Genomic DNA, 24,481 nt, shown 5'->3' on the forward strand with positions numbered 1-24,481 from the left:
TCCCGTCCCCGCCCCACACGCCCGCTCCCTCGGCCAGGAGGCCGAAGCGGTACGCATCCGGGAAGGCGTACACCCGCCCCCCGGCGAGCAGGCGGAAGGTGGACGGCCGCAGCCGCAGCTGGGGCTCCACGAAGGGCGACAGGATGAGGGTGGGACCCGGTACATCCAGCGGGGGCGTGGCCCACGGGTGGATGGGCCAGGACAGCACCCAGTGGGCTCCGTCTCCCCACTCGCGGCGGAGGTCCGGGATGGCGGGCTCCAGGAAGCACAGCGTGTAGAGACACAGCGTGCGCTTCCAGGACACCAGGGCCGGGGCGTGGGGCTCACGCTCCTCGGTCCGGGCCGGCGGCGCGGCCAGGAAGCACAGCAGGCTCCCGGCCGCGACCGCGTGCTTCACGTCACTTGCCCTGGAAGTTGGCCGGACGCTTGGCCAGGAACGCGGCCATGCCCTCGCGCTGATCCTCCGAACCGAAGAGGACGGCGAAGCCCTGGCGCTCCAGCTCGTTGGCGGCGCGCAGGTCCTGGTCCGCGCCGTACTCCACCACGCGCTTGGCCTGGGCCACCGCGAGCGGGCCGTTCTTCAGAATCTTGGCGGCCACCGCCTTGACGTGCTCCATCAGCTTGTCCGCGGGCACCACGTCCAGCACCAGGCCAATCTCCTTGGCCTTGGCGGCGTCCAGGCGGTCCGCGGTGAAGAGCAGCTCCTTGGCGCGGGCGCGGCCCAGCAGGCGCGTCAGGCGCTGCGTGCCGCCGAAGCCCGGGATGACCCCCAGGGTGACTTCCGGCACGCCCAGCTTGGCCTTCTCCGACGCGTAGATGAGGTCGCACCCCAGGGCCAGCTCCAGGCCGCCGCCCAGCGCGAAGCCGTTCACGGCCGCGATGGTGGGGATGGGCAGGTTCTCCAGGTGCTCGAAGACGCGGTGCCCCAGGGCGGAGAACTCACGCGCCTGCGCGGCGCTGATGGTGGACATCTCCGCGATGTCCGCGCCCGCGACGAAGGCCTTGTCCCCGCCGCCCGTGACGATGAGGGCGCGCGTGTCCTCCTTCAGCGAGTTGAGCGCGTGCTCCATCTCGTGGAACGTGGCGCTGTTGAGCGCGTTGAGCGCCTTGGGGCGATCCACCGTGAGGAGGGCGAGCGCGCCGTCCCTCTCGAACTTGATGTTCTGGTAGTCCATGTGCGTGGTGTCTCCGTAAGGGACTAGTACTTGTAGAAGCCGCGGCCGGACTTCTTGCCGTACCAGCCGGCGTCCACGTACTGACGCAGCAGCGGGCACGGGCGGTACTTGGAGTCACCCAGGCCCTTGTGCAGCACCTCGGCGATGTAGAGCACCGTGTCCAGGCCGATGAAGTCCGCCAGCTGCAGCGGGCCCATGGGCTGGTTGGTGCCCAGCTTCATCGCGGTGTCGATGTCCTCCGCGGTGCCCAGGCCCTCCATCAGCGCGAAGCAGGCCTCGTTCAGCATGGGGATGAGGATGCGGTTGACGATGAAGCCCGGGTAGTCCTTGGAGACCACCGTCGTCTTGCCCATGCGCTCGGCCATGGAGCGGATGGTGTTGTAGGTCTCGTCGCTGGTCGCCGCGCCGCGGATCAGCTCCACCAGCTGCATCACCGGCACCGGGTTCATGAAGTGCATCCCGATGACGGACTCGGGGCGCTTCGTGGCCGCGGCGATGCGGGTGATGGGGATGGACGACGTGTTGGTGGCGAGGATGCCGCCCGGGCGGACCACTTCGTCCAGCTCCAGGAAGATGCGGCGCTTGAGGTCCTCGTTCTCCGTGACGGCCTCGATGGCGACGTCCACGTCCTTGGCTTCACGGGCGCTGGTGAAGGTGGCCAGGTTGGCCTCCGCGGCCTGCTGCTTCGCCGCGTCCAGCTTGCCCTTCTCCACCAGCTTCTTCAGGCCGGCCTTGATGCGGTCCGCGCCCTTGGCGAGTCCGTCCTTGTTGACGTCCACCAGCGACACGCGCAGGCCCGCCTGGAGCGCCACCTGCGCGATGCCCGCGCCCATCTGCCCTGCACCGACGACGACGATGTGTTCCGTTGCCATGGCGTCACTCTCCTGTGCCGGCGGCCATAACGCACGGCCCCAGGAGGGTCAACGCCGGTCAACGACTCGGGGCGGGCAGTCTCAACGGGACGACGATGGCCAGGGCCTCACCCACCATCAGCCGGCCGCGGATGACGTCGCGTTTTTCACGCCCCTCCACCTGGAGGAACAGGAGCGTGCGGAAGGTGCCCTCGGGCAGGTCCAGCTTGAAGGACACCTCCATGGGCGGGCCGTCCGCGAAGAAGCGCTCCTCGCGCTTCACGATGTGCTCCTGCTCATCCAGGACCTGGAGGTCCATGGCGCGCACGTCGCCCCAGTCGTCGCCCTCCAGTCGGTAGATGAGCTGGCGCTCCGGGACGTCCGTGGCCTTCCACAGCCACAGGCCCACCGCCACGATGCCGATGAGCACCAGGCGCTTGATCAGCGGGTGCGTGCGCCAGGTCCGGCGCGGTGCTTCGTCCGCCACGTCCCTACTCCCGCTTCGAGCGCTTGGACGCGGGCCGGCGCGCGTTCACGTCCGTGATGACCACGCGCGCGGTGGGCCCTTCCGCGGCCTTCTTGTGGGCCTTGGGCGGGTGCTCCGGCGCGGGCGCCTCTTCCGCCTTCTCCGACGGCACCAGGCGGATCTGCGCCTTGACCTCCACCGTCATGCCGGAGAGCAGCTTGAGGAATTCGTCACGCAGCTTCTCCGACTGCATGAAGCGGCGCAGTTCCTCCGTGACGACGCGGCTGATGTCGTCCTTGGTCTTCTCCGCCTGGGACAGGAGGAAGCCCAGCGCCTCCTTGGGCAGCTTCAGCTGGCCGGCGAGGGCCCGCAGGCCCTCCTCGCCCATGAAGACCGCGCCCATGCCGGCCACCGCCATGCGCCGCACGAAGTCCGGCACGAAACCGCCCGAGCGGTTCTCGCGGCCGGACTGCTGCCCGTCGTCGTCGTCGAACAGCGGATCAGGCGGAAGGTCGTCGTTGCCGGCCGGGGCCATGCGGTCTCCTCTTTTCCGTTGAGTCCTACCGGGCCTGCATCACCGGCAGGGGCACGCTCTTCATGGACTGCGCGGACACGCGCCCCGCCACGGCACGGGCGACGTCCTGGAAGGCCTTGGCCTCCGGGCTGTCCTTGTGCCCCACCACCACCGGCACGCCGGAGTCTCCCGCCTCGCGCACCTTGAGGTCGAGCGGGATCTCCCCCAGGAATGGGATGCCGAACATCTCCGCCGCCTTGTGGCCGCCGCCGTGGTTGAAGATGGGCGTGCTCTTGTTGCAGTGCGGGCAGATGAACTGGCTCATGTTCTCCACGATGCCCAGCACCGGGATGTGCACCTTGTCGAACATCTGCTTGGCGCGCACCACGTCCGCCAGCGCCACGTCCTGCGGCGTCGTCACCAGCACCGCGCCCGCGGCCCGCACGGACTGCGACAGCGTCAGCGCCACGTCGCCGGTGCCCGGGGGCAGATCCAGGATGAGGTAGTCCAGCTCACCCCAGTTCACGTCGCGCACCAGCTGCATGAGGGCGCCGTGGAGCATGGGGCCGCGCCAGATGAGCGCCTGATCCGCCTCCACCAGGAAGCCGATGGACATGATCTTCAGGCCGTGGGCGACCAGCGGATCCAGCGTCTTGCCGTTGGGGCTGACCGGGCGCTTGTCCGCGGTGCCCGTCATCAGCGGCACGGAGGGGCCGTAGAAGTCCGCGTCCAGCAGGCCCACCTTGGCGCCGTGCTGCGCGAGCGACGTGGCCAGGTTCACCGCCACCGTGCTCTTGCCCACGCCGCCCTTGCCGGCGCCCACGAGCAGGATGTTCTTCACGCCCGGCAGCAGCGCGCCGCCGGAGCCGCCCGCGACGCCGCGCACCTGGGCGCCCCACTCGATGTCGAAGGACTTCAGGCCCGGGACGGCCTTGAGCGCGGCCTCCGCGTCCGCCTGGATCTTCCCCTTCATGGGACACGCGGGCGTGGTCAGTTCGATCTTCAGCTTCACCGTGTCACCGGTGACGCGCACGTCCTTCACCATCCCGGCCTTCACCAGGTCGACGTGCAGCTCGGGATCGATCACCTTCGACATGGCCGTCATCACATCGGCCTGGGACACGCTCATCGGGACACCTGAAACCTTTTGAAAACGGGCGTTTGCACGCTCGAAGGGGGGCGGAGATTGCCAGCACTCCGGGGGCTGTCAACGTCGTTTAACGCACATCTCCGGAGCCCGCCCGGCCTTCCACCGGCCCCGGAGCGTGCCCGGCTTCTGGCCGTCATTCGATGGCCGCCACCCGGTACTCGCCGTCTTCCAGCACCAGGCGCACCGCGCGCTCGCCGCCCAGGGGGAACAGGGCCTCGCCCGCCGCCACGCGCACATGGGTGTTGAGGGCCAGCCGGGCGCGGCGCAGGCGCTCCTTCGCCAGGGGCTCACGCTCGAAGTCCTCCTTCAGGCGCTCCGGCGTGTAGCGGGCCCTCAGCGGCGAGGCGAGCAGGCCCCACGCGCCCTTCCAGTCCTTGGACTCCACCTCGTCCAGGAACTTCTTCAGCGCCGCCCGGGGCACGTCCGCGGGGCGGGACTCCACCACGCGCCAGTCCTCGCCCTGGCGGGCCAGCGTGACGGACGGGGCCCGGGCCTCCAGGACGCCGGCTCCGGTCCGGACGGCGGCGGCGCGCTCCTTGCGGGCGGCTTCGTCGGAGTACTCGTCCAGGAAGGCCCCCTCGCCCTCCGGGGTGCCGGTCGTCAGGCGGTACGCCTCCGACAGCCGGTTCTCCTCCAGGGCCTTCGCGTACGCCTCCGCGACGGAGGCCGGTTCGCGCGAGGGCGTGGCGCAGGCGGTGCCCAGCAACAAGAGGCTCAGGGGGGCAAGGCGGGTCATCACTGGCGCGGCAGGGTAGACGCCGGACCCGGGCCGGGCAATGTCCGGACGTCCCTCCCGCTGGTGATCCAGCGAGCAGGCTTCAGCGTTTCAGCAGCCGGAACAGCCAGATGACGATGTCCGCCATGTCGAAGGTGTCCTCCATGTCGAAGGACGGCATGGTGCTCGCGTCCCGGCTCTTGGGCAGGCTGTCCCCCGACACGGCGCCCTTCGGGCGGTGCTCGCCGCAGTAGATGTCTCCGTTGAACGCATGCGCGTGGGGCACGGAGACCTGGATGCCGCACTGGACACAGGCCAGCGGGGAGCGCACGCCCAGGCCTCCCGTGGGCGAGTCCGACGGCGGCAGCGGGGCCGTGGCGCCCGGGGCCTTCCAGGGGTCCGCGCCCCCATCCGTGGCCGGAGCGACCTCCCAGCCCCTGGACACGGGCTGCGCCTTGGGGTGCGTCACGACCGCGTTCTCCAGGGCCTCGAACTTGCCCGCGTCCAGCCAGGTGCCGCCGCAGTGCGTGCACAGGTCCACGTTGCACACGCGCGCGTTGACCAGCGCCAGCCGCGCGCCGCAGCCGGGACAGCCCACGGGCAAGCTGTCGCAGGTGGCGCAGACGGCCATGGCCCGAGGGATGAGGTGCCCGCCCTTGCGGCAGCGGGACGCGGCCTGCTTCGCCGCGTTCAGGAGCGGCTTGAGCGACGGCCGGTCCGGGAAGCGCTCCAGCTCTCCCCGGTCGAAGTACAGGCCGTGGCAGCGCGGACAGACGTCCACCTCCACGTCGGAGGCCTTGACGACGTTCATGGGCTGACTGGGGCAGACCGGACAGGAGCGGGCCATGCCGCGCATGCTAAGGGGCAGTGACCCTCCGTGAAAACCTGGCGTCCGCACTTCTCACCGACGGCGCTGGAGGCTCCACGCCGTGGGGCAGAAGGCATACGTGGCCGGGTGCGCCGCGCCCATCAGCAGCTTGAGCAGGGACAGCCTCGCGCGGGCGCCGCCGTAGCGCACCAGCTCGAAGTCGTCCGACGGGACGCGCGCCTCCTCCAGCGCGTGGCGGCAGACCTCCTCGAAGCCGCCGATGCGGTCCACCAGCCCCGCGTCCTTCGCGCGCAGCCCGGAGTAGACGCGTCCCTCCGCGCGCTGGTGGATCTCCTCCTTCGTCCGGCCGCGCGCCTGGGCCACCAGCTCCAGGAAGGACTGGTAGCTCTCCTCCACCTCGCGCTCCAGCGCGGCGCGCTCGTGTTGCGTGAAGCCTCGCGACGAGGAGAAGAACGCGGCGTTCTCCCCCCGGGCCAGCGTGGTGCGCACGATGCCCAGCTTCTCCAGCAGCTCGCCGTACTCGAACTTGCCCACGAACACGCCGATGGAGCCCACGACGGCGTGGGGCGCGGACCAGATCTCCTTCGCGCCGATGGCCGCCATGTAGCCGCCGCTCGCGCAGATGGAATCCACGTACGCGATGACGGGCTTCTGCTTCGCCACGCGCTTCACGGCTTCCAGTATCTGCTCGGACGCGAGCGCGGATCCGCCGGGGCTCGCCACCGCCAGCACCACCGCCTTCGCGCGCGAGTCCCTGCCCGCCTTGCGCAGCGCCTTCACCACCGTGTCCGCCGCCGCGAACCGGCCCGCGCCGCCGCTGCCCGGGATGATGATGCCCGCCACGTCCACCACCGCCAGCCGGGGCTTGCGGCGCAGCCGGCGCCACTTCACCGGCGGGAACGCGAGCGTCGCCAGGTACGCGTCATATGTGGGCACCGGCGGCTCCTCGTCCTTCTTCGCCTCCAGGCCCAGGTGCGCGCCCAGGTCCGCCTCGTGGACCAGCCCGTCCACCAGCCCCGCCTCCAGCGCCCGCTTCGCGCTGTAGGGGCCCGCGTCGATGATGGCCCGCGCCTCCGCCGGAGTCTTGGCCCGGTCGCGGGAGATGGCGTCCACCAGGACGGCGTAGCGTTCGTCCAGGAAGGTCTCCAGCGTCTGGCGCTGGATGTCGGACACCTTGCCGTCCGTGAAGAGCTCCGGCGCCGTCTTGTAGTCGCCGCGCCGCGCGAAGTGCGCGTGGATGCCCACGCGGCCAAAGGCCTCGCCCAGCACCGTGGCCTCCGCCGCGAAGCCCACCAGCTCCACGCGGCCCATGGGGGCGAGCAGCACCTCGTCCGCCGTGCCCATCACGGGGTAGCCGTCCGTGTCCACCATCACCGCCCAGGCCACCACCCGCTTGCCGGCGGCCTGGAAGTCCGACAGCAGGGCGCGCAGGGCTTCACGCTTCGCGTCCGGAATGGACAGGCCCTCCAGCTCCAGGAGGATGCCCTCCAGCTTCGGATCCGCCGCCAGCACCTTGAGTGCGCGCGCCAACGCTTCCAGTGACGTCACGGTGGCGGGCTCCGGCGCGGCGCCGCCAAGACGGAAACGTTGCGCGGGGCGTGGGCGGTACGGGAGCTCGCCCGCGAGCCGGAAGCGGACCCAGCCAGGTCTTTTGCGCGCCGCCATCAGACGAAAGGGCAGGCCCAGGAGCAGCCGCAGCCCCAGGAGGAGGTTCGCCACGAGGAGGAAGGGAAGGCGGAGCATGCCGCGCGCGTAACGCCCCGCGCCGGGCGAAGCAACCCCTGTTCACCCGCGCCGGGAGGCTCTGTTAGGCTCAAGGCCCATGCCCTCCCCCTCCCTCCCCCGGCTCGTTCTCGTCCTCACCCTCGTGTGGGGCGGTGCTGTCCTGGCGCAACCCCAGCGCCGGCAGCCTCAGGAGTTCCAGGAACGCAAGGAGTTGACCCAGGCAGAGAAGGACGCCGCCAAGGCGCGCGCCATGGGCAACAACCTCAACGGCTACGGCAAGGACGTGCAGATCAAGGAGACGCCCATCCCCTGGATGGCCATCGGCCTCGTGGGCATCGTCTTCCTCGTCGCCACGCCCTTCGCCATCCGCGCCTACCGCGGCACCGTGAAGGAGATGGCGGACGTGAACACCTTCGGCGCCCGCGGCAACGCCACCGAGGACGAGGCCTGATCAGCCTCGCGTAGGACTCACGCCGGACGGACCTCCACGCTTCCGCCCGGCTCCACCTGGATGTGCACCGGCAGGAAGCGCCGCAGCACCTCCGCCTGGACCGTCAGCTCGCTGGTGACGCGAGCCGCGGTGAAGCGCGTGGTGCCCGGCGTCACCGCCCCCAGCCGCCCCGACGCCAGCAGCGCCGCCGGCAGCAGCAGCTGCTCCGCCAGGTGTTCGTCGAGCGCCCCACCCGTCTCCATGAAGCGGGTCAGTGCCTCCGCCGCCTCGCGACCCACCCCTTCGGCGTCCAGGCCTCGCTCGCCCAGCGACGTGAAGCCCGCCACGGTGTGCTCGAACTGCGCCAGCACGAACGTCGCGGAGCCCTGGGAGCGCGTCACCGGCAGCGGCCGGTTGTCCGCCTCCGCGAGGATGCCCCGCTCGCGCAGCGCGGCCACCGCGGCGCGGGACTGACGCTCCGCCACCGCGAAGGGCAGCCCGCCCACGAAGGACATCACCCGCACCTCGCGCAGCACGCCCCGCGCGGGCAGCTCCACGAGCTCCGGCGGCTCCACCGGCGCGCCCACCTCCGCGGTGAACTCGCCCGCGCCCTCCGGCAGGAAGCCCGCGTGGGTGAGCGTCAGCTGCACCGGCAGCCCGTACGCGCGCGCCACCGGCAGCCACGCGCCCACGAGCGCATGGAAGCTGGGCCCGCCCCTCAGGTGCGTGGCGCCCCTCAGCGTGAGCCGCCCGCCGCCCGCGAGCGCCAGCGGATACACCAGGCACTGGAAGAGCCGGGGCGTGCTGCCGGACGCGCCGGCCTCCAGCAGGTAGTCGCCCGCGCGCACCGGGCCGGGGGTGAAGGCCATCTCGGTGCCGCCCACGGCGCCCTCGCTGGTGCCTCCGCATAGCGCCTCCGCGGCGCGCACATAGGCCAGGTGCTGGGGGCGCAGGCCCGCCGGCTCCGGGTGCTCGTGCAGGCCGGTGAGCTGGAAGGGACGGCCGGTGATGAGCGACAGGGACAGCGCCGAGCGAAGGACGTGACCGCCCCCCTCCCCCAGACTCCCGTCGAGCAGCACCCGCCCGGCGTCGGGCCGGTCGTGACCGGTCATGTCCCTCCCGTCATGGCGTGGCGTGGCTTGTCCTGGGCGCGCAGCCTAGCAGACCGCGCGCAAGGGCACGGGTGAACTACTCGTCCAAACCCGGCAGGACGTTCACCTTCAACGCACTGGGCTGCGCCGCCGAGTGGTGCAGCCGGTGCATCGCGCGCACGAAGTCCGTGGGCTTCGCTTCGTAGATGCTGGGCACGAAGGTCTGCGGGTTGCGGTCGATGAACGGGAACCAGCTGGACTGCACCTGCACCATCAGCCGGTGGCCGCGCTGGAAGGTGTGGAACACGTCGTTGATGACGAAGCGCACCTTCGTGACTTCATTGGGCGTGAAGGGCTTGGGCTGCGAATAGCTGTCCCGGAAGCGGCCGCGGAACGGCTCGCCGCGCACCAGCGTCTGCTGCGAGCCCCGGTTGCGCTCACCGGCCTGCTCCTGCTCCTTCGTGAAGCCGGGCACCTTGCCGGGGTTCACGTCCACCAGCTTCACCACCCAGTCCGCGTCGCTGCCCGTCGTGGAGACCCACAGCTCCGCCTCCAGCGGGCCCGCGAGCGTGAGGTCCTTTTCCAGCGGCTCCGTCTGGTAGACGAGCACGTCCGGCCGGCGCGCGGCGAAGCGCTGATCCTCCGTCATGTACGTCCTGGACCAGCCGGGGCTGAGGTCCGTCGTGTACGGCACGGGCTTCGCGGGGTCGCTCACGTATTCGTCGAAGGACGGCGCCGCGGCCTTGGGGGCCTGGAAGCCCAGCGCGCCCTGGGGCTGGAAGAACAGGCGCGTCTCCTTCGTACCCTTGGGCGGCCATGCGTCCAGCTGGCGCCAGCGGTTGGCGCCGCCCTCGAAGACGAACGCCTCCGGCACGGCCGCGTCCGGGCCGCCCTTGAGGTGCTGCTTGAAGAAGGCCAGCACCAGGTCCTGGAACGCGGCGGCCGTGGGGAAGCCGAAGTCCGCGTCCCCCAGCGACGTGCCGTCCGAGCGCATCCAGCCGCCGTGCGGCCACGGCCCCATCACCAGCGTGTTGGCGATGCCGGGGTTCTGCTTCTCGATGGCGGCGTACGTGCGCAGCGGGCCGTAGAGGTCTTCCGTGTCGTACCAGCCGCCCACCACCATCACCGCGGCCTTGATGTTCTTCAGGTGCGGCAACAGGTTCCGCGCCTGCCAGAAGGCGTCGTAGTTGGGGTGCGCGACGATGTCCTTCCAGAACGCGATGTCGCCCTTGAAGTGCTTCGCGTCCGCGTTGGCCACCGGGCCCAGGTCCAGGAAGAACTGGTAGGCGTCCGGGGTGCCGAAGTCGTAGGGCTTCCACTCCACGTCGTCCGTGGGCGCGGGGCGCGGCTTGCCGAAGGTGGAGAAGAAGCTGAAGGCCAGCTGCAGGTTCAGGGCGCCATGCCGGTGCATGTCGTCCCAGAACCAGTCCGCGATGGGCGCCTGCGGCGACACGGCCTTGAGCGCGGGGTGCGAGTCGATGGCGCCCGCGGACGAGTAGTAGCCCGGATAGGACACGCCCCACATGCCCACCTTGCCGTTGTTGTGGGGCACGCGCTTCACCAGCCAGTCGATGGTGTCGTACGTGTCGCTGCTCTCATCCACGTCCTTGCCGCGCTTGTTGCCCTGGTGCGGGCGGACGTTGACGAACTCGCCTTCGGACAGGTAGCGGCCGCGCACGTCCTGGAAGGCGAAGATGAAGCCCTCCTTCTCGAAGCTGGGCAGGGCCAGGGTCTTGGGATAGCGGCCGGCACCATACGGGCCCACCGAGTACGGCGTGCGCGTCAGCAGCACGGGGTAGCGCTTCTGGGGGCCTGCGTCGTTGGGCACGTAGAACGTCGTGAAGAGCTTCACGCCGTCGCGCATGGGGATGCGCACCTCGTACTTCGTGAAGTGCGAGCGGACGTACGCGGCGCGTTCATCCTCCGGGCTCGCGGGCGGCTTGGGCGGCGCGGCGGGGGCCTGCGCGAGGGCGCTGCCGGACAGGGAGAACAGCGCGAGCGCGGCCACGAGGCCATGGCGGTGGAAGGTCATGCTCCCCTCCTCCTTGCGGAAAAAATGCGGGGGAAATTCGGAAGGAAATGCATCTTGGGCGATGGCGCGGGGGCAAGGAAGCTGGAACGCCCGCCGCATCGCGCCGCGCTCGGAGCGTGCAAGGTTTGCACGCGCTCCTCGCGTGCGTGGCACGGCAACCGTTGCAGGCACGGCAAGGCTTGCACGCCTCGCACAAAACAGACGTCCGCTGTGAATTTCACGCGCCCCGCCCGTTCCTTGGACATGGGGGACGCGATGGCGCGCCCCACGGATTCGCAAGGCCAGTGGGAGATGGACAGATGAAGGCGAACAGCAAGACGGTGACGCGGTGGTGCCTGGCGGTGGGGATGCTGACGGCCCTGGGCGCGGAGGCGGATCCGCCTCCCATCAACAGCGCGCAGGGCACGCAGCTGCACGGCTCCGAGCGCTTCGAGACGGTGAACATCCCGCTGGACTCCTTCGAGCCCGCCTCTTCTCCCGCGGGGTTCACGTGCACGAAGAGCGCGTTGATGATGGGTGGGCGGCTGGTGGGCATCCAGTCCTGCTCGGGCGCCAATCCTCCGGTGTGGTTCATGGAGGGCGCGGACCTGGTGGGCGCGACCTTCCGCGCGCCCTTCGAGGGGCGCTCCGTGAAGCTCACCATCGAGGAGGCCCGCTGCCACGAGAGCATCACGGGGCCCGCGGTCGCGTGCACGACGCAGAACCTGGCGGACGGCAAGGCGTTCTGGGAGTACCGCGTGACGGCGGCCACGGAGGACGCCCTGTCCCAGCCGCTGTGTCCCACGGGCAGCGGCTTCGCGCTCGCGGCGCCGCATGCCTGGTCCGCGGGTGGCGAGCTGCTCCCGAACCGCGAGCACTTCACCTTCGCCTGCGCGGCGAAGAACGAGGGCACCGCGAACCTGCCGTTCTTCGTGGGCGGCGGCGTCGTCGCGAAGTGCATCGACTGGGGCTATCCGCCCTGGGCCACGACGTTCCCGCAGGACGTGGCGATGGACTACCACCAGCTGTGCACGCGCATGGCCACGGCGGACTACTGCGGCGAGGGCCGCAGCAACACGCTGGACGGGACGCCCCTGAAGTTCATGGGGCCCAAGGACGCCGTCCTGCTGAACGCGGGGGGCCTGCCGCCCACGCTGGAGGGCTACTCCCTGGAGGCCGTGTGGAAGGTGGATGACTGCGGTGATGTGCGGCCGCTGTGCCTGGGCAAGAAGCGCTGGGACACGCTGCCCCTGGAGGCCACGTGCGTGAACCGCAAGCTCCTGCTGGCCCCGCGTGCGACGCGGCCGTGCGAGTGGATGAACCTGTCCAGCCAGGCGACCTCGACGCTGCTCGTGTCCTACTCGCTCTTCATCGACCAGTCGCTGGTGACGTTCAAGGACGCCAACAACAACTACCTGACGACCACCGCGGTGACGGTGGATACGCAGACCCTCGAAGGTGGCAAGGACGTGACGGGGATCCACCTGGACCTGGACGCGAACGGGGTGGCGGACGCGACGCCGTTCACCGCGCAGCGCAAGGAGGGGCCCATCCTCTCCCCGAAGCTGCCCGCCAACATCCGTGCGCGCATGAGCAACTTCATCAAGCCGCTGTACCGGTGCGTGGACGGCAACGGGCGCTACCTGCTCACGGACAGGTCGACGTGTGACGGCGTGGCCGGCTTCTTCCTCAAGGTCATCAACGGCGACAAGGGCATCGAGGGCTTCGTGTACAGCTCCGTGGACGTCACCAGCACGGGCCAGCGCCGGCCGCTGAAGCTGTGGCGGTCCAAGCTGACGGTGGGCGTCTACGCGACGTCCACGCAGGCCCCGCCCGGGTTCATCTTCGTCCGGGACCTGGGCTACCTGCCCGCGGTGGGGCAGCTGCCGGGGCGCGACCTGTAGTCAGGGCACGGACGCGCACACGCGCATCCCGATGAAGGGGAAGCGTGTGCGCGGCTCGCCGTCGCCGTGGTTGTAGGCGCGGGCGGTGAGCGCGTCCTGGTAGAAGGACCCGCCTCCGTACGCGGGCTTGCCGCTCGTGGCCGTGGCCAGCCACTCCCAGACGTTGCCGGACAGGTCCGCCACGCCGAAGGGGCTGTCGGACGCGGGATGCGAGCCCACCGCGTCCGGCCCGAAGGCGCGCGACTTGCGGCCGTAGGTCGCATCGAAGTTGGCGTCATCCGGCGCGAGCACCGGGCCGTGCGGATAATCGCGGCCGTCCGCTCCACGGGCGGCGCGTTCCCATTCGCGTTCGGTGCACAGGCGCGCGCGAGGCACGCGGCCGGTGGCATCCAGCCAGGCGACGTGCGCGCGAGCGTCCTCCCAGGAGATGCCGGACACGGGGAAGCGGCGCCAGTCCTGCTCCGCGCGCAGGGTCCGGTCCTGGTAGCGCAGCGGCTCCCCTTCCCTCGCCTGGTACGCCACGCCTTCGTGCTCCAGGTGGAAGGTCCAGGTGCCGTCCCGGGCCGGCCGCAGCTCGATGGTGCCGAAGTAGTTGGTGCCTCGGGGCCTGCGCGCGTTGCGCTCGGAGGCGGGCAGTTCTCGCAGCCAGGTCAGCCAGTCCGCGTACGTGACTTCGTGTCTGGCGATGAAGAAGGCGCCGGTGGTGAGCCGGTGCATCGGGCGGGTGCGGATGACGGTGCGGCGGATGCTCTCGTCGTCGCCGCTGCCGTAGAGGAAGCGGCCCGGGGGCACGTAGACGAAGCCTTCCGGGACGTGCTCGGGGATGGTGACCTTCGCCTGGAAGGTCTCTCCGCGCGTGAGCATCACCGGGTAGCGGACGGGCGGCCGGCCCGGGAGCGAGAACGTCAGGCGGTGCGAGCCGGGATCCAGCGTGAGGCCGGAGGTCATGGGCGTCGTGTCGAAGGGCCTGGGTTCGGACCAGCGCGGCGGGCCGCTGGGTTGGGGCTCGAAGGTCTCGACCTGGATGGCGGCGCCCGGCGGTTCGCTGTCCAGCTCCATGCGGATGGGAGTGGTCAGCTTCCGGCTCGTGGTGGCGCTGACATCCAGTTCATCGAGGTGCTGGGTCAGGGCCTTCTGTGCATTGGCGTCGCGGTCGCGCTCCGCGATGAGGATGCGCTGGAGGAGGACGTCGGCGACGCGTTGGTCCAGGGCCTTGTTCGCGCCCCGGCCCACGCGCTTCTGCGCGGCTTCGAGCAGGTCGCTGGCGTCCCGGAACTGGCGGGCCTGCTTCGCGCCCAGGTCCAGGGCCTGGGCCCACAGGGGCTCCGCTTCGGCGGAGCGGTCGGTGTCGAACCGGGTGAAGGCCTCCGCGCGCAGGGCTTCGATGCGGTCATCGAGGGCGCGCGCGTCGTTGATGAGGGTCGCGGCGGCGGCCATGGCTTGCTCCGCGTCGATGCGCCGGGCGCGTTCGTTCCACCCGTTGCCTCCCAGGAGGATGGCCACCGCGAGCCCCGGGAGCGCGAGCACCCGGGTGACTCGGAGCCACCGGGGGCGCGGAGGCGTGATGGCCTGGCGTGAGGTGATGGACTCCAGCGCTTCGCGCAGCGCGTCCGCGGATTCGAAGCGCGCGAACGGATCATGCGCGAGACAGCGCGCGAGGATGGCCGCGAAGGTGGCATCGACACCGGGCACGGCGGCGTCCAGCGGTTCGAAGGTCCGGGGCCGGAGTGGCGCCTCCGCGAGCGGCCCGGGCGTGGGGCCTCCGCACAGTTCGTAGAGGAGCACGCCCAGGGAGAAGAGATCGCTGCGGACCGTGGCCGGTTCACCCCGCCAGACTTCAGGGGCCATGTAGAGCGGCGTCCCGATGCGGCCCGTGGCCAGCAGGTCCGGGGGACCGAGGAGCCGTTCCGGAGGAAGTGGAGTGGACGTCGCGGTCCGCTGCGCGATGGCTGCCTCGGAGCGATCCGTGCTCGTGGGAGGCCTCGGCACGTCGATGGTCGCCGTGCGTCGCGGATCCACCGTTGCATCACCCACCACGGGCACGGCACGCGGTGCTTCGGGTACGGGGACGACGGGCGCCGTCGCCATGTCGAGCAGCTTCGCCACGCCGAAGTCGAGCAGCTTCACCTGCCCGTCCTCCGTCAGCAGCGCGTTCGCGGGCTTCAGGTCGCGGTGCAGCACGCCCTGGCGGTGCGCCGCCGCGAGCCCCTTCGCCAGCCCGATGCCAACCTCCAGCACGCGCGTCCACGGCACCGGCCGGGCCAGCTTGTCCAGGCTGTCGCCTCGCAGGAACTCGGAGACGAGATATGGCCGGTCCTTCACCTCACCCACGCGGTGGATGCCCACCACGTTCGGGTGCTGCACCCGGGCAATCGCGCGTGCCTCCGTGCGGAAGCGCTCGCGCTGCACCTCATCCGGCGCGACGCCGGCGATGAACTTCACCGCCACCAGCCGGTCCAGCACCGTGTCGTGCGCCAGGTACACCTCGCCCATCGCGCCGCGCCCCAGCGGCTGCACCAGGCGGTACTCCCCGAACGTCGCGGGCGGCTGCCACGTTGGAAGCGGCTCGTTCCTCATTCATCCGCCGGGCCGCGGCCTCGCGAGGGCACGATGCGGTGCTGCTTCAGCTTGAACGCGAACGTGCGCAGCGGCATCCCGATGAGCTGCGCCGCCCGCGTCTGCACCCCGCCCGTCGCCTCCAGCGCCTCCATCATCCGCTGGCGCTCCAGCGTCCGCAGCTCCTCCGCCAGGTTCTGGAACGTCCTCGGCGTCTCCGCCCGGCCCTCCGTCCGCGGCTCGGCTTCCGGCTCCGGCTCCGCGCGCAGGGACTCCGGCAGGTGCGACGGCTCCACCACCGGCCCGGGCGACGTGGCCACCGCGTACTCCACCGTGTTCTTCAGCTCGCGCACGTTGCCCGGCCACGCGTGCGCGCCCAGCACCTCCATGGTCGCGGCGGACAGGTGCAGCGGCGGACGGCCTGCCCTCGCGCACGCGTCCTCCAGGAACGCCCGCGCCAGCAGCGGCAGCTCGCGAGGCCTGTCCCTCAGCGGGGGCAGCATCACCACCGCCGCGGACAGGCGGAAGAACAGGTCCTGCCGGAAGCGTCCCGCCTTCACCTCGTCCGCCAGCACCCGGTGCGTGGCCGCCACCACGCGCAGGTCCACCGGCCGCTCGCGCGAATCACCCAGCCTTGTAATCACCTGCTGATCCAACGCGCGCAGCAGCTTGGCCTGGATGGGCAGCGACAGCTCCGCCACTTCATCCAGGAACAGCGTCCCGCCGCTCGCGCGCTCCAGCAGGCCCGCCCTTGCCCGGTCCGCGCCGGAGAACGCGCCCCGCTCGTGGCCGAACAGCTCCGCCTCCACCAGGCTCTCCGGCAGCGCCGCGCAGTTGAGCGGCACGAAGGGCTGCGCCGAGCGAGGCGACCAGTGATGCACCGCCCACGCCGCGTTCTCCTTGCCCGCGCCCGTCTCGCCGTGGATGAGCACCGGCAGGGGGCTCGCCGCCAGCCGGCGCAGCAGCTCGAACAGCCGCGTCAGCGCCGCGTCCGCCACCACCACGGACCGCTCGCCCAGCGCCAGCCGGTACATGGACGGCCCGCTGACCCGCGTCCCTCCTGCTTCCGCCGCCAGCGCCGCCGCCTTCGCCGCGCCCAGCAGCGCGTCCGTCTGCATCCCGTCCCCCGGAGCGGACGCCAGCCCTCCGCGCACCCGCCCGGCCAGCGGCGAGAGCACCGACACCAGGTGCGCCGCCGCGGCCTCCGCCTCTTCACCGGCCAGGTCCGGCATCAGCACCATCAGCGTGCCGCCCACCTGCCCCACCCCGTCCATCAACCGCAGCGCGCCATGGAGCGCCCGCACCAGCTCCCCCTGCGGCACCCGCGCGGACTCCACCTCCAGCGCCAGCACGCTCACCGCCAGGCCGGAGCCGCGCACGCGGTCCAGCTCCTCGGAGAGCCGGGCCCGCAGCCCTTCGGCCTCCAGCGCCCGCCGCTCCGGCAGGGGCCGCTCGCCCCGGTGGAACACCAGCGTCACGTTGCCCAGCGTCACCACGTCGCCGCCGTCCAGGGGCCGCGTGCCCTGCACCCGCTCGCCGTTGACGCGCACGCCGTTGTGGCTGCCCAGGTCCGCGATGAACGCCTCGCCCTCCGCCACGCCCACCCGCGCGTGCTGGCGGCTCACCGACGCGTCCTCCACCAGGACGTCCGCCCCCGCCGCGCGGCCAATCACCACCGACCCCTCCCGGGGCAGCGGCACCAGCGTGGAGGTGTTTCCCTGCACCAGCAGCAGGTACAGCCGATCCGCAGGGGCGGCGTGGCCGGGCCCCCTGCGGGAGTCCTCGGTGTCCATCAGTTCGCGTGACTGCATTCCCTGAAAGAATGCCCAGGCCGTTGAATTCCGGGCAACCCGGTAGTCCCGATTGATTTGCGGGTCAGGCCACGCGCGGTCCATGCTCCCCTGCAAGGAGCGAGGGACTTCCATGGCCAAGACGCTGAAAGAAGGGGACGCGGTTCCGGACGTCACACTGCAGGGGCCGGGCGGCGCGCCGGTGCGGCTGCGCGACCTGCTGGGTGACAAGGCGCTGGTCATCTACTTCTACCCTCGGGACGACTCTCCGGGATGTACGGTCCAGGCCTGCAGCCTGAGGGATCAGTACCAGGACTTCACGGACGCGGGCGCGGACGTGGTGGGCATCAGCACCGACACGCCGGAGTCCCATGAGAAGTTCGTGGCCAAGTACCGCCTCCCCTTCCGGCTCCTCAGCGACCCGGATGGCGCGGCGCGCAAGGCCTTTGGCGTGGGCACCAACTTCCTGGGGCTGTTGCCCGGGCGGGTGACGTTCGTCGCGGACAAGGGGGGCACCATCCGGTACGCGTTCGACTCACAGATCCAGGTGAAGAAGCACGCCGAACATGCGCTGGATGTCGTCCGGTCGCTCACGGGCCAGGGAGCCGCTCCCACCCGTCCGGCCTGACAGACGCGTAAGCCGCGCGTTTCCCGGTAGACTGTTTCCCGACGTCCTGGCCGTGGGAGCCGGGACGTCGCCCCCCTGTCACGAGCAACATCGGGACACATCGGGTGGGCCGGAGGCATGCCATGCGGTTTCACTGGTTGCTGGGACTGTCGTTGTGCGTCGGCGGCTGCGCGAGCCTGACGAAGGACCTCCATTCGGAGGAGGCGGAAGAGGACATCGAGGTCCCCACCGAGGAGACGGTGTACCTGGTGCCGTTGGACGAGGCCCTCTTCACCATGCGGCGCGTCTTCGAGGAGCAGCGCTACGACGTCTTCGACCGCGAGGAGCAGCACGAGCTCTACACCTCCGCGCACGAGCCCGGGATGAACCTCCCCGGCAACCGCACCTTCGAGCGCTACTTCGTGAAGGGCGCGGCGGTGGGCCCGCGCCAGTCGGTGGTCCGCGTCTTCCGGCTGCGCTACCGCGAGCAGGACACGAACATCGAGGTGAAGCCCAAGTGGCTCAACGAGCGCATCCAGGACGAGGAGAAGTACCTCGCCCGGAAGACGTTCGAGCGCTTCACGTTCGACGGCGTGCCGGACATGGAGGGCTTCAAGATGGTGCGCGGCACGCGCGACCTGCCGCTGGAGCGCAAGCTGCTGGCGAAGCTGGAGATGGTGCCGTCGCTGGAGCTGGTGGGTGGCAGGACGACCGCGCCGGTGCGCTCGGTGCAGGTGGAGGGCTGGGGGGAGGACACGGCCCAGCCGGCGCCGGTGCGGTGTGGCGAGCCGCTGGAGGGCGTGGAGCCGCTCCTGACGGCCGGGAACACGGTGCTGGTGGGAGATCCGCTGGGCACGCGCGAGCTGCCGGAGGTGGCCACGCGGATGCTGTGCGACGCGGTGGAGAAGAAGCTGGCGGTGGCGCTGGCCTTGTCCATGCCGTCGGAGGACCAGGGGTCGCTGGACGACTACCTGGCCAGCGAGGGCCGCAGCGCGGACCTGGAGCGGCTGCTGGTGGTCAGCTCGTTCTGGCGCCGGGTGTACCAGGACGGCCGCAGCAGCAGCGCCCTGCTCCACCTCATCGAGCAGGCGCGCCGGCTGCGCGCGCAGGGCCACTCGGTCACGGTGCTGGCGTTCGATTCGAACAAGGCCTCGGGCAACGCGCGTGAGGAGGAGATGGCGAAGAACCTCATCGCGTACCGCCAGGCGAACCCGGACACGTGGCTGTTGGCGCTCGCGGGCGACGTGCACGTGCGCACGAAGCCGGTGAGCTGGAACAAGGACTTCGAGCCGCTGGGGTGGCGGTTGACGAAGGCGCTGCCCGCGTCGCCGGTGAAGGCGCTGGAGGTGGGCTTCGCGCGAGGCTCGCAGTTCTCCTGCCGGTTCAACGTCTGGGAGCAGGTGGACTGCAACGTCTTCGCGCTGAGCCCCTCCCCGGACCTGCGTCAGGAGCCGGGCACGCCGCGCAAGGTGGCGATGTTCAGCGCGCCCACCGAGCAGGGCTTCCACGGCCGGCTCTGGGTGGGGGCGCTCAACGCCTCACCGCCGGTCATCCAGCGCGCCGTCCCGCCCGTGGCCCATCAGCAACAGCCGTCACACGACGCCGCGAAGCCCGCGGACGCGGAGCACTGAGACAGGACGCTATGGCGCCAGGGTGAGCTTCGAGACCTTGCCCTGGTCCAGGTGTGTCCTTCGGCTGGGAGGTGGGGTTCGGCAGGCCGAACGTCTGGAGCGAGCCAGACGAGCCGCCCGATGCGAGCGCGGTGAACGAGGTGAACACGACGGCGAGGGCGAGGAACCTGCCAGGTTTTCTCAGGGCATCTCTGAGAGGGACAGGGGGACGACGTCGTCCTCGACCGCGCGGCAATGCCTCGCACCGGTGAAGACCCTCAATCAATAGCAAGGCGATTGATTGCTGCCAGCGCAATTCCAAGCACGCCTTTGAACGCTTTTGCACCTTGCGCTGACACCCGCGGGCGCGATCTCCTCACCCGGAGTGCTAGATTCCCACTCTCACCAAGGGGGCGGGACCATGCGGTGGCATTGGACGCTGGGACTTCTGTGCATGACGGGGTGCGCGAGCGTCTCGCGCGGACTGGACGGGGATCCACTGGACACGGAGCCCATCCCCAAGGTGGAGCGCATCTACCTGGTGCCGCTGGACGAGGCGATGTTGGTCGCGCGCCGGCTGCTGGAAGAGCAGCGCCTGGACATCTTCGAGAACAACACCACGCACGAGCTGTACTCCCAGTCGTGGGAGATCGGTGTGAACATGCGCGGCAACCGCACCTTCGAACGCTACCTGGTGCGCCCCGAAGAGGTGGGGCCGCGCCAGTCCATCGTGCGCATCTACCGGCTCCAGTACCGGGAGGCGGACGACGCCGTCGAAGAGCAGGTGCCCGAGCCGGGCAGCCAGCGGGCCAACGACCACTACTCCAATCACTTCCGCGAGGTGTTCGCCCACGAGAAGTTCGAGGCCGTGCCGCAGATGGAGGGCTTCAAGCTGCGCCGCGGCTTCCGCGACCTGCCCCAGGAGCGCAAGCTGCTGATGCGCCTGGAGATGGTGCCGTCGCTGGAGTTGGTGGGTGGCAAGGCGTCCATCCCGGTGCGCGACGTGAAGGTGACGGGCTGGACGCCGGAGACGCCGGACGTGGCGCCCCGTTGTGGTGACCCCGTGGAGGGTGTGGACGCGCTGATCACGCCAGGCGGCACGGTGCTGGTGGCGGACCCCATGGGCACCCGCGAGCTGCCGGACGCCGCCGCGCGGATGCTCTGCGACGCCACCACGAAGAAGCTGCCGGTGGCGCTGGCCCTGTCCGTGCCGTCGGTGCATCAGGGCGCGCTGGACGAGTACCTGAACAGCGCCGGCGAGGACGCGGACCTGGAGCGGCTGCTGGTGCTGAGCGACTTCTTCCGCCGAGTGGATCAGGACGGCCGCAGCAGCGCGGGCGTCATCCATCTGCTGGAGGCCGCTCGGCGTCTGAGGGCCCAGGGCCATGCCGTGTCGGTGGTGGCGTTCGATTCGAAGGAGGCGGCGGGCAACGCGCGCGAGGCGGAGATGGCGGCGAACCTCACGGCCTTCCGCAAGGAGCACCCGGACGCGTGGATGCTGGTGCTCGCGGGTGACGTGCACGTGCGCACCGGCGGCGTGAACTGGGATTCAAAGTTCGAACCCATGGGCCACCGCCTCGCGGCCGCCCTCCCCGGCTCCCAGGTGCGGGCCCTGGACGTGGGCTTCGCGCGCGGAGCCCACTACGCGTGCCGCTTCAACGTCTGGCAGCAGGTGGACTGCGACGTGCACGGCATCAACCCGGCGGCGGAGGCACGCCAGGAACCGAACACGCCGCGCAAGGTGGCCCTCTTCGACGAGCCGGGCAAGACGGGCTTCCACGGCCGGCTCTACCTGGGCACGCTGAGCCCGTCCCTGCCCGTCCTCCAGCGCAACACGAAGCCCGTGGCCCAGCAGCAGGGCCCGGAGAAGCCCGCGGAGCACTGATCACTCGCCTGGGGTGGGGAATCCTTCGAAGGCTTCCCATCCGCCTGGAGGCGCCTGAACTCCCAGCGCGTCCAGGCATTCGCGGGCCTGGGCATTCCATCCGGGGTTCATGAGGTTCCCGGAGGGAGTTGCCCCCAGAAGCGCTGCGAGCGCATTCACCCTGGGAGCCGCTGCCCGGAAGCGATCCGCATCCGGGCTTCCCCATGCCTTCGCGCAGTAAGCGGACAGTGCCGCCATGCGGGACTGGAGCACCGCCCGCAGTTCCTCCTCGGGGGCCTGGGTGCACCACCACTCGTAGAGGCGAGGCGCGGCCAGGACGGTCAGGAGGTTGAGCGCTTCGACCACCTGGGTTGCTTCCTGATCCCAGGAATCCTCAGCCACAGATGGGCCCCAGACGCGCGTTGAAGGGCGCCGTGTTGAAGAGCAGTGCCTTGCCAGTCACGGCATCGCCGCTCGTGCACGTGTAGACCGCCCACCCCGTGAAGACGAGGCTCTCCATGCCCTTGATGAAGCAATAGGGGCACTTACCTTCGCCACAGCTCGAAACGAAGCACGACGTGCTCCCGCAGGTGACGGCCGCGGGCCATCCGCGCTTTGTGCATCCGGGGGCTTTCGTCAGCGGAGGCTCCGCATGGGCTGTCGGAACTGGCAAGGCGCTCAGCATGCCGAGTCCCAGGAGCAATCGCACCAGCCTCTTTCGCGCAGGTCGCGGCAAGCGACACCTCTTCGCTCAAGCACCTTCGCGCGGGCCCCGGCCACTCCGGAGCCCGCGCTTGGAATGCCGCGTCCTACGGCACCTTCGCCGTGAGCTGCACGCCGCTCACCACCAGGGCGTAGTCCGCGTCCACGGCCGTCGTCTCCGTGCGCGCGTCCTGGACCAGCTCCTCCGCCAGGACCTCCACCTTCCACGTGCCCGCGGCCGGGTTCGCGAGGAAGACGTTCTCCACGGTGTCGACCTTGTTGGACACGCCTCCGGACGTGGACACGTTGCCCGCCGTCAGGCCGTTGTTGCCCCAGTACACGGTGCCGTTGGGCGCCGTCACCCGCAGGGACAGGTCGTTGATGCGCGCCCGGGCCGCGCCCACCGTGCCCGCCGGATCCGTGTAGACCATCGTCACGTTCAGCTCCGGCTCACCGCTGGCCACCGTGAACGTGTACGTCTTCGTCGCCAGCGGCGTGAGCACGTCCGTCTCGTCCACCACGAACGTCTTCGCCGCGCGGTCGTACAGGCGCTTCAGGTCGGACGTTCCCCAGCCCTGCTTGTTGCGGTCGATGTCCGCGTTGGCTCCGCCCGCCAGCCAGTTGTACTTCGCCGCGCCGTTGATCATCAGCGCCTTGGCCGTGGCCATCTGCGGGCGGCTGGTGAAGACGTCCGCCTTCTTGCCGTGGCCCGCCCACACCCCCTGGTGCCACATCTGGTGCAGCAGGCCGAAGTGGCCCGCCGTCTGCGGCGTCGCGGAGCTGGTGCCGCTGAACTCCGTGTAGGCCGTATCGGACGAGCCGTACGCCCCACGGATGCTGTCGTAGTAGAACGCCAGGTCCGGCTTGATGCGCCCGTCCGCCGCCGGCCCGATGCTCGCGCCCGACGACCAGCGGTCATCCGTGCGCGTCTGCGTGTTGTAGTGCCGGATGCCGCCCACCGAGACGATGTTCTTCGCCCACGCCTGCGGCCGCGAGTTGCGCGTGCCGCTGTTGCTCTGCGACTGCGTGCTCAGGATGGGCGCCTTGAACAGGTAGTCGTCCACCTCCGCGGAGATCGTCGTGTACGACGTCGTCAGCGCGCTGCCCACGCTGGAGGTCTGGAACACCGCGCGGTACGGGCCGCTCGGGTTGATCAGCTCCTGGTTCATCGTCAGGCGGGACTTGGTGCCTCCGAACTGCGTGGCCTCCGAGTACAGGAAGAAGATGCCCTGCCCGCCCGGCAACAGTCCCCGGGCCAGCGGATCCACGCCCTGCGCGAAGTTGTGGCTGTAGCAGGCCGTCCCGTGCAGCGAACCGGACGACGTGCCCGTGCTGTGGATGATGGGCGCGGTGGGCCACTCGCGGTGGGTGGTGCGCAGCTCGGTGTCGAAGATCTCACCGCGCACGCCCTGACCGTTCCACCCCTTGAGCCCCTCGATGTAGTTGGCGCCGCCCGTCTCACGCACGATGTCCATGTCCACCTCGCCGGGGCCACCCCAGCGGTCGATGAACTGCACCTCGTTGGCCCGAGCGAGCGAGGCCAGCTGCTCCTGCGTGAGCGTCGCCTCCACGCGAAGCCCGGCCGGCTCCACCAGGTCCACCTTGCCGCCCAGCCGCTCCACCAGCGCCGTCACGCGGGCCTGCCGCTCCGCGCCGAACTCGCCCAGCATGATGGAGTAGCGCTGGGGCGAAAGCGCCGCCGCCCGCCCGAGCAGCGCGTCCCGCAGCACCGGCTCCAGGCGCCACTCCGGATGGTAGTCCCCCACCCAGCGCACTTCCGGCAGCTGGGCCACGCGAGCCCTCAGCTCCGAGGGCATCTCCACCAGGTACGTGTGATCCGACAGGAAGCGCAGCACCTTGCCGCCCGCGCTCTCAATCGTCGCCCGGTACTCCGGCAGCGGCGTGGCGTGGAACTGCACCAGCGACAGGGTGTTGTCCCGGTCCGCCACCAGCGCGTTGCCCAACAGCGGCGCGGTGCGCGCCAGCGGATCGAACGACACCTCCGCCAGCCGGATGAGGTACTCCTCCTGCTGCACGCGGCCCAGAAGCTCCGTCCCCCCGCGCGTGTACGCGGAGAACGCGCGCTCCGTGCCGTCCGCCTGCTTCTCCCGCCAGACGTGCAGCTGCACGCCGGTGTCCCGCACCACGTCCAGCGTGCGCAGGCCGCTGACCGGCCGCGCCGTCTGGTGGAACACCAGCCCGGACGGGGTCGCCAGGGTGGTGCTCCCCTGGAGCGCCTTGGCCACCGCCGCGCCCGGGGCCTGGGCCTGGGCCCGCGTGGCCGCTGAAGGGGTGCGCTCCGCCGCGAGCGCTCCAGCCGGAACCGCCAGGGTGCAGCCCAGCACCAGCGCCGTCACCGGCCGCCAGCCACCACGAGACGTCGAGAACTGCTTCCGCATGTTCTGCATGTCGTGCACTCCCTTCAAAGTGAGAATAACCTGTAATACGCATTAATGCCGTATTTCAAGTCCTTGCCACCCGATTGCATCAG

Annotated in this window: 20 protein-coding genes and 1 pseudogene; 5 read left to right on the plus strand and 16 right to left on the minus strand. The window is 70.5% G+C overall.

The window, feature by feature from the left end:
* The 9 genes and pseudogenes from D7X96_RS28975 to sppA form a co-directional block, all read right to left on the minus strand.
* Window positions 1-397, minus strand: a pseudogene (locus D7X96_RS28975) (hypothetical protein); the annotation flags it as partial.
* Between the two features lies 1 nt (window position 398).
* Window positions 399-1,175, minus strand: a complete 777-nt coding sequence (locus D7X96_RS28980) for an enoyl-CoA hydratase-related protein (RefSeq protein ID WP_121771238.1) — start codon at window positions 1,173-1,175, stop codon at window positions 399-401.
* A 23-nt stretch (window positions 1,176-1,198) separates the two neighbouring features.
* Window positions 1,199-2,047, minus strand: coding sequence for a 3-hydroxyacyl-CoA dehydrogenase family protein (locus tag D7X96_RS28985; protein WP_120551466.1), 849 nt, complete (start codon window positions 2,045-2,047; stop codon window positions 1,199-1,201).
* A 58-nt stretch (window positions 2,048-2,105) separates the two neighbouring features.
* Window positions 2,106-2,513 (minus strand): hypothetical protein, encoded by a 408-nt coding sequence (locus D7X96_RS28990; protein ID WP_120551467.1) that lies wholly within the window; start codon window positions 2,511-2,513, stop codon window positions 2,106-2,108.
* Between the two features lie 4 nt (window positions 2,514-2,517).
* Complete coding sequence (locus tag D7X96_RS28995; RefSeq protein WP_120551468.1) at window positions 2,518-3,027, minus strand: hypothetical protein; 510 nt, start codon at window positions 3,025-3,027, stop codon at window positions 2,518-2,520.
* Between the two features lie 25 nt (window positions 3,028-3,052).
* Window positions 3,053-4,135 carry an iron-sulfur cluster carrier protein ApbC gene (gene apbC / locus D7X96_RS29000; RefSeq protein WP_120551469.1) on the minus strand — a complete coding sequence of 361 codons (1,083 nt, stop codon included), beginning with the start codon at window positions 4,133-4,135 and terminating at the stop codon, window positions 3,053-3,055.
* A gap of 154 nt (window positions 4,136-4,289) precedes the next feature.
* On the minus strand, window positions 4,290-4,892 hold the full coding sequence (locus D7X96_RS29005) for a hypothetical protein (protein WP_120551470.1): 603 nt from the start codon (window positions 4,890-4,892) through the stop codon (window positions 4,290-4,292).
* 82 nt (window positions 4,893-4,974) lie between these two features.
* On the minus strand, window positions 4,975-5,727 hold the full coding sequence (locus D7X96_RS29010) for a TFIIB-type zinc ribbon-containing protein (RefSeq protein WP_120551471.1): 753 nt from the start codon (window positions 5,725-5,727) through the stop codon (window positions 4,975-4,977).
* 45 nt (window positions 5,728-5,772) lie between these two features.
* Window positions 5,773-7,443 carry a signal peptide peptidase SppA gene (gene sppA, locus D7X96_RS29015; protein ID WP_121723046.1) on the minus strand — a complete coding sequence of 557 codons (1,671 nt, stop codon included), beginning with the start codon at window positions 7,441-7,443 and terminating at the stop codon, window positions 5,773-5,775.
* Window positions 7,444-7,522: 79 nt separating this feature from the next.
* On the opposite strand from sppA, the gene D7X96_RS29020 reads away from it, so the two are divergent.
* Entirely contained in the window at window positions 7,523-7,876 is a 354-nt protein-coding gene (locus D7X96_RS29020) for a hypothetical protein (RefSeq protein ID WP_120551473.1), read from the plus strand.
* A gap of 17 nt (window positions 7,877-7,893) precedes the next feature.
* On the opposite strand, the gene D7X96_RS29025 is transcribed toward D7X96_RS29020, so the two are convergent.
* On the minus strand, window positions 7,894-8,967 hold the full coding sequence (locus tag D7X96_RS29025; protein WP_120551474.1) for an RNA 3'-terminal phosphate cyclase: 1,074 nt from the start codon (window positions 8,965-8,967) through the stop codon (window positions 7,894-7,896).
* 76 nt (window positions 8,968-9,043) lie between these two features.
* A complete protein-coding gene (locus D7X96_RS29030) occupies window positions 9,044-10,978 on the minus strand; it encodes a CocE/NonD family hydrolase (RefSeq protein ID WP_120551475.1) in 1,935 nt (644 codons plus the stop codon).
* 299 nt (window positions 10,979-11,277) lie between these two features.
* Here D7X96_RS29030 and D7X96_RS29035 point away from each other — a divergent pair, with 299 nt between their 5' ends.
* Entirely contained in the window at window positions 11,278-12,861 is a 1,584-nt protein-coding gene (locus D7X96_RS29035; protein WP_120551476.1) for an ADYC domain-containing protein, read from the plus strand.
* Here the strand turns inward: D7X96_RS29035 and D7X96_RS29040 are convergent, their stop codons facing one another.
* Window positions 12,862-15,438, minus strand: a complete 2,577-nt coding sequence (locus tag D7X96_RS29040; protein ID WP_121771239.1) for a bifunctional serine/threonine-protein kinase/formylglycine-generating enzyme family protein — start codon at window positions 15,436-15,438, stop codon at window positions 12,862-12,864.
* Window positions 15,435-17,228 (minus strand): sigma 54-interacting transcriptional regulator, encoded by a 1,794-nt coding sequence (locus D7X96_RS29045; protein WP_244219766.1) that lies wholly within the window; start codon window positions 17,226-17,228, stop codon window positions 15,435-15,437. The genes D7X96_RS29040 and D7X96_RS29045 overlap by 4 nt, the downstream gene beginning before the upstream one ends.
* Before the next feature lie 112 nt (window positions 17,229-17,340).
* Here D7X96_RS29045 and D7X96_RS29050 point away from each other — a divergent pair, with 112 nt between their 5' ends.
* The 3 genes from D7X96_RS29050 (at window position 17,341) to D7X96_RS29060 (ending at window position 21,309) form a co-directional block, all read left to right on the plus strand.
* Window positions 17,341-17,835: a peroxiredoxin gene (locus tag D7X96_RS29050; protein WP_120551478.1), complete on the plus strand. Its 495-nt coding sequence runs from the start codon at window positions 17,341-17,343 to the stop codon at window positions 17,833-17,835.
* Window positions 17,836-17,957: 122 nt separating this feature from the next.
* Complete coding sequence (locus D7X96_RS29055) at window positions 17,958-19,445, plus strand: hypothetical protein (RefSeq protein ID WP_121723044.1); 1,488 nt, start codon at window positions 17,958-17,960, stop codon at window positions 19,443-19,445.
* A gap of 400 nt (window positions 19,446-19,845) precedes the next feature.
* Window positions 19,846-21,309: a TraB/GumN family protein gene (locus D7X96_RS29060; RefSeq protein WP_121723043.1), complete on the plus strand. Its 1,464-nt coding sequence runs from the start codon at window positions 19,846-19,848 to the stop codon at window positions 21,307-21,309.
* Here the strand turns inward: D7X96_RS29060 and D7X96_RS39680 are convergent, their stop codons facing one another.
* The 3 genes from D7X96_RS39680 to D7X96_RS29065 all read right to left on the minus strand — a co-directional run bounded on the left by D7X96_RS39680 (window position 21,310) and on the right by D7X96_RS29065 (window position 24,398).
* A complete protein-coding gene (locus D7X96_RS39680; RefSeq protein ID WP_147468421.1) occupies window positions 21,310-21,690 on the minus strand; it encodes a hypothetical protein in 381 nt (126 codons plus the stop codon).
* Complete coding sequence (locus D7X96_RS41595) at window positions 21,683-21,808, minus strand: hypothetical protein (protein WP_279637408.1); 126 nt, start codon at window positions 21,806-21,808, stop codon at window positions 21,683-21,685. Before D7X96_RS41595 ends, D7X96_RS39680 begins: the two co-directional genes overlap by 8 nt.
* 289 nt (window positions 21,809-22,097) lie before the next feature.
* Window positions 22,098-24,398, minus strand: coding sequence for a DUF8729 domain-containing protein (locus D7X96_RS29065; RefSeq protein WP_121771240.1), 2,301 nt, complete (start codon window positions 24,396-24,398; stop codon window positions 22,098-22,100).
* Between the last annotated feature and the right edge of the window lie 83 nt (window positions 24,399-24,481).

This window comes from Corallococcus interemptor (assembly GCF_003668875.1).
Lineage (GTDB): Bacteria > Myxococcota > Myxococcia > Myxococcales > Myxococcaceae > Corallococcus > Corallococcus interemptor.

What these genes read in the sequence shown, in the direction of transcription:
- D7X96_RS28980 (WP_121771238.1), bottom strand. Translation starts at nt 1,175, where the DNA reads ATGGACTACCAGAACATCAAGTTCGAGAGGGACGGCGCGCTCGCCCTC.
- D7X96_RS28985 (WP_120551466.1), bottom strand. Translation starts at nt 2,047, where the DNA reads ATGGCAACGGAACACATCGTCGTCGTCGGTGCAGGGCAGATGGGCGCG.
- D7X96_RS28995 (WP_120551468.1), bottom strand. Translation starts at nt 3,027, where the DNA reads ATGGCCCCGGCCGGCAACGACGACCTTCCGCCTGATCCGCTGTTCGAC.
- apbC (WP_120551469.1), bottom strand. Translation starts at nt 4,135, where the DNA reads ATGAGCGTGTCCCAGGCCGATGTGATGACGGCCATGTCGAAGGTGATC.
- D7X96_RS29005 (WP_120551470.1), bottom strand. Translation starts at nt 4,892, where the DNA reads ATGACCCGCCTTGCCCCCCTGAGCCTCTTGTTGCTGGGCACCGCCTGC.
- D7X96_RS29010 (WP_120551471.1), bottom strand. Translation starts at nt 5,727, where the DNA reads ATGCGCGGCATGGCCCGCTCCTGTCCGGTCTGCCCCAGTCAGCCCATG.
- sppA (WP_121723046.1), bottom strand. Translation starts at nt 7,443, where the DNA reads ATGCTCCGCCTTCCCTTCCTCCTCGTGGCGAACCTCCTCCTGGGGCTG.
- D7X96_RS29020 (WP_120551473.1), top strand. Translation starts at nt 7,523, where the DNA reads ATGCCCTCCCCCTCCCTCCCCCGGCTCGTTCTCGTCCTCACCCTCGTG.
- D7X96_RS29025 (WP_120551474.1), bottom strand. Translation starts at nt 8,967, where the DNA reads ATGACCGGTCACGACCGGCCCGACGCCGGGCGGGTGCTGCTCGACGGG.
- D7X96_RS29030 (WP_120551475.1), bottom strand. Translation starts at nt 10,978, where the DNA reads ATGACCTTCCACCGCCATGGCCTCGTGGCCGCGCTCGCGCTGTTCTCC.
- D7X96_RS29035 (WP_120551476.1), top strand. Translation starts at nt 11,278, where the DNA reads ATGAAGGCGAACAGCAAGACGGTGACGCGGTGGTGCCTGGCGGTGGGG.
- D7X96_RS29040 (WP_121771239.1), bottom strand. Translation starts at nt 15,438, where the DNA reads ATGAGGAACGAGCCGCTTCCAACGTGGCAGCCGCCCGCGACGTTCGGG.
- D7X96_RS29045 (WP_244219766.1), bottom strand. Translation starts at nt 17,228, where the DNA reads ATGCAGTCACGCGAACTGATGGACACCGAGGACTCCCGCAGGGGGCCC.
- D7X96_RS29050 (WP_120551478.1), top strand. Translation starts at nt 17,341, where the DNA reads ATGGCCAAGACGCTGAAAGAAGGGGACGCGGTTCCGGACGTCACACTG.
- D7X96_RS29055 (WP_121723044.1), top strand. Translation starts at nt 17,958, where the DNA reads ATGCGGTTTCACTGGTTGCTGGGACTGTCGTTGTGCGTCGGCGGCTGC.
- D7X96_RS29060 (WP_121723043.1), top strand. Translation starts at nt 19,846, where the DNA reads ATGCGGTGGCATTGGACGCTGGGACTTCTGTGCATGACGGGGTGCGCG.
- D7X96_RS41595 (WP_279637408.1), bottom strand. Translation starts at nt 21,808, where the DNA reads ATGGAGAGCCTCGTCTTCACGGGGTGGGCGGTCTACACGTGCACGAGC.
- D7X96_RS29065 (WP_121771240.1), bottom strand. Translation starts at nt 24,398, where the DNA reads ATGCAGAACATGCGGAAGCAGTTCTCGACGTCTCGTGGTGGCTGGCGG.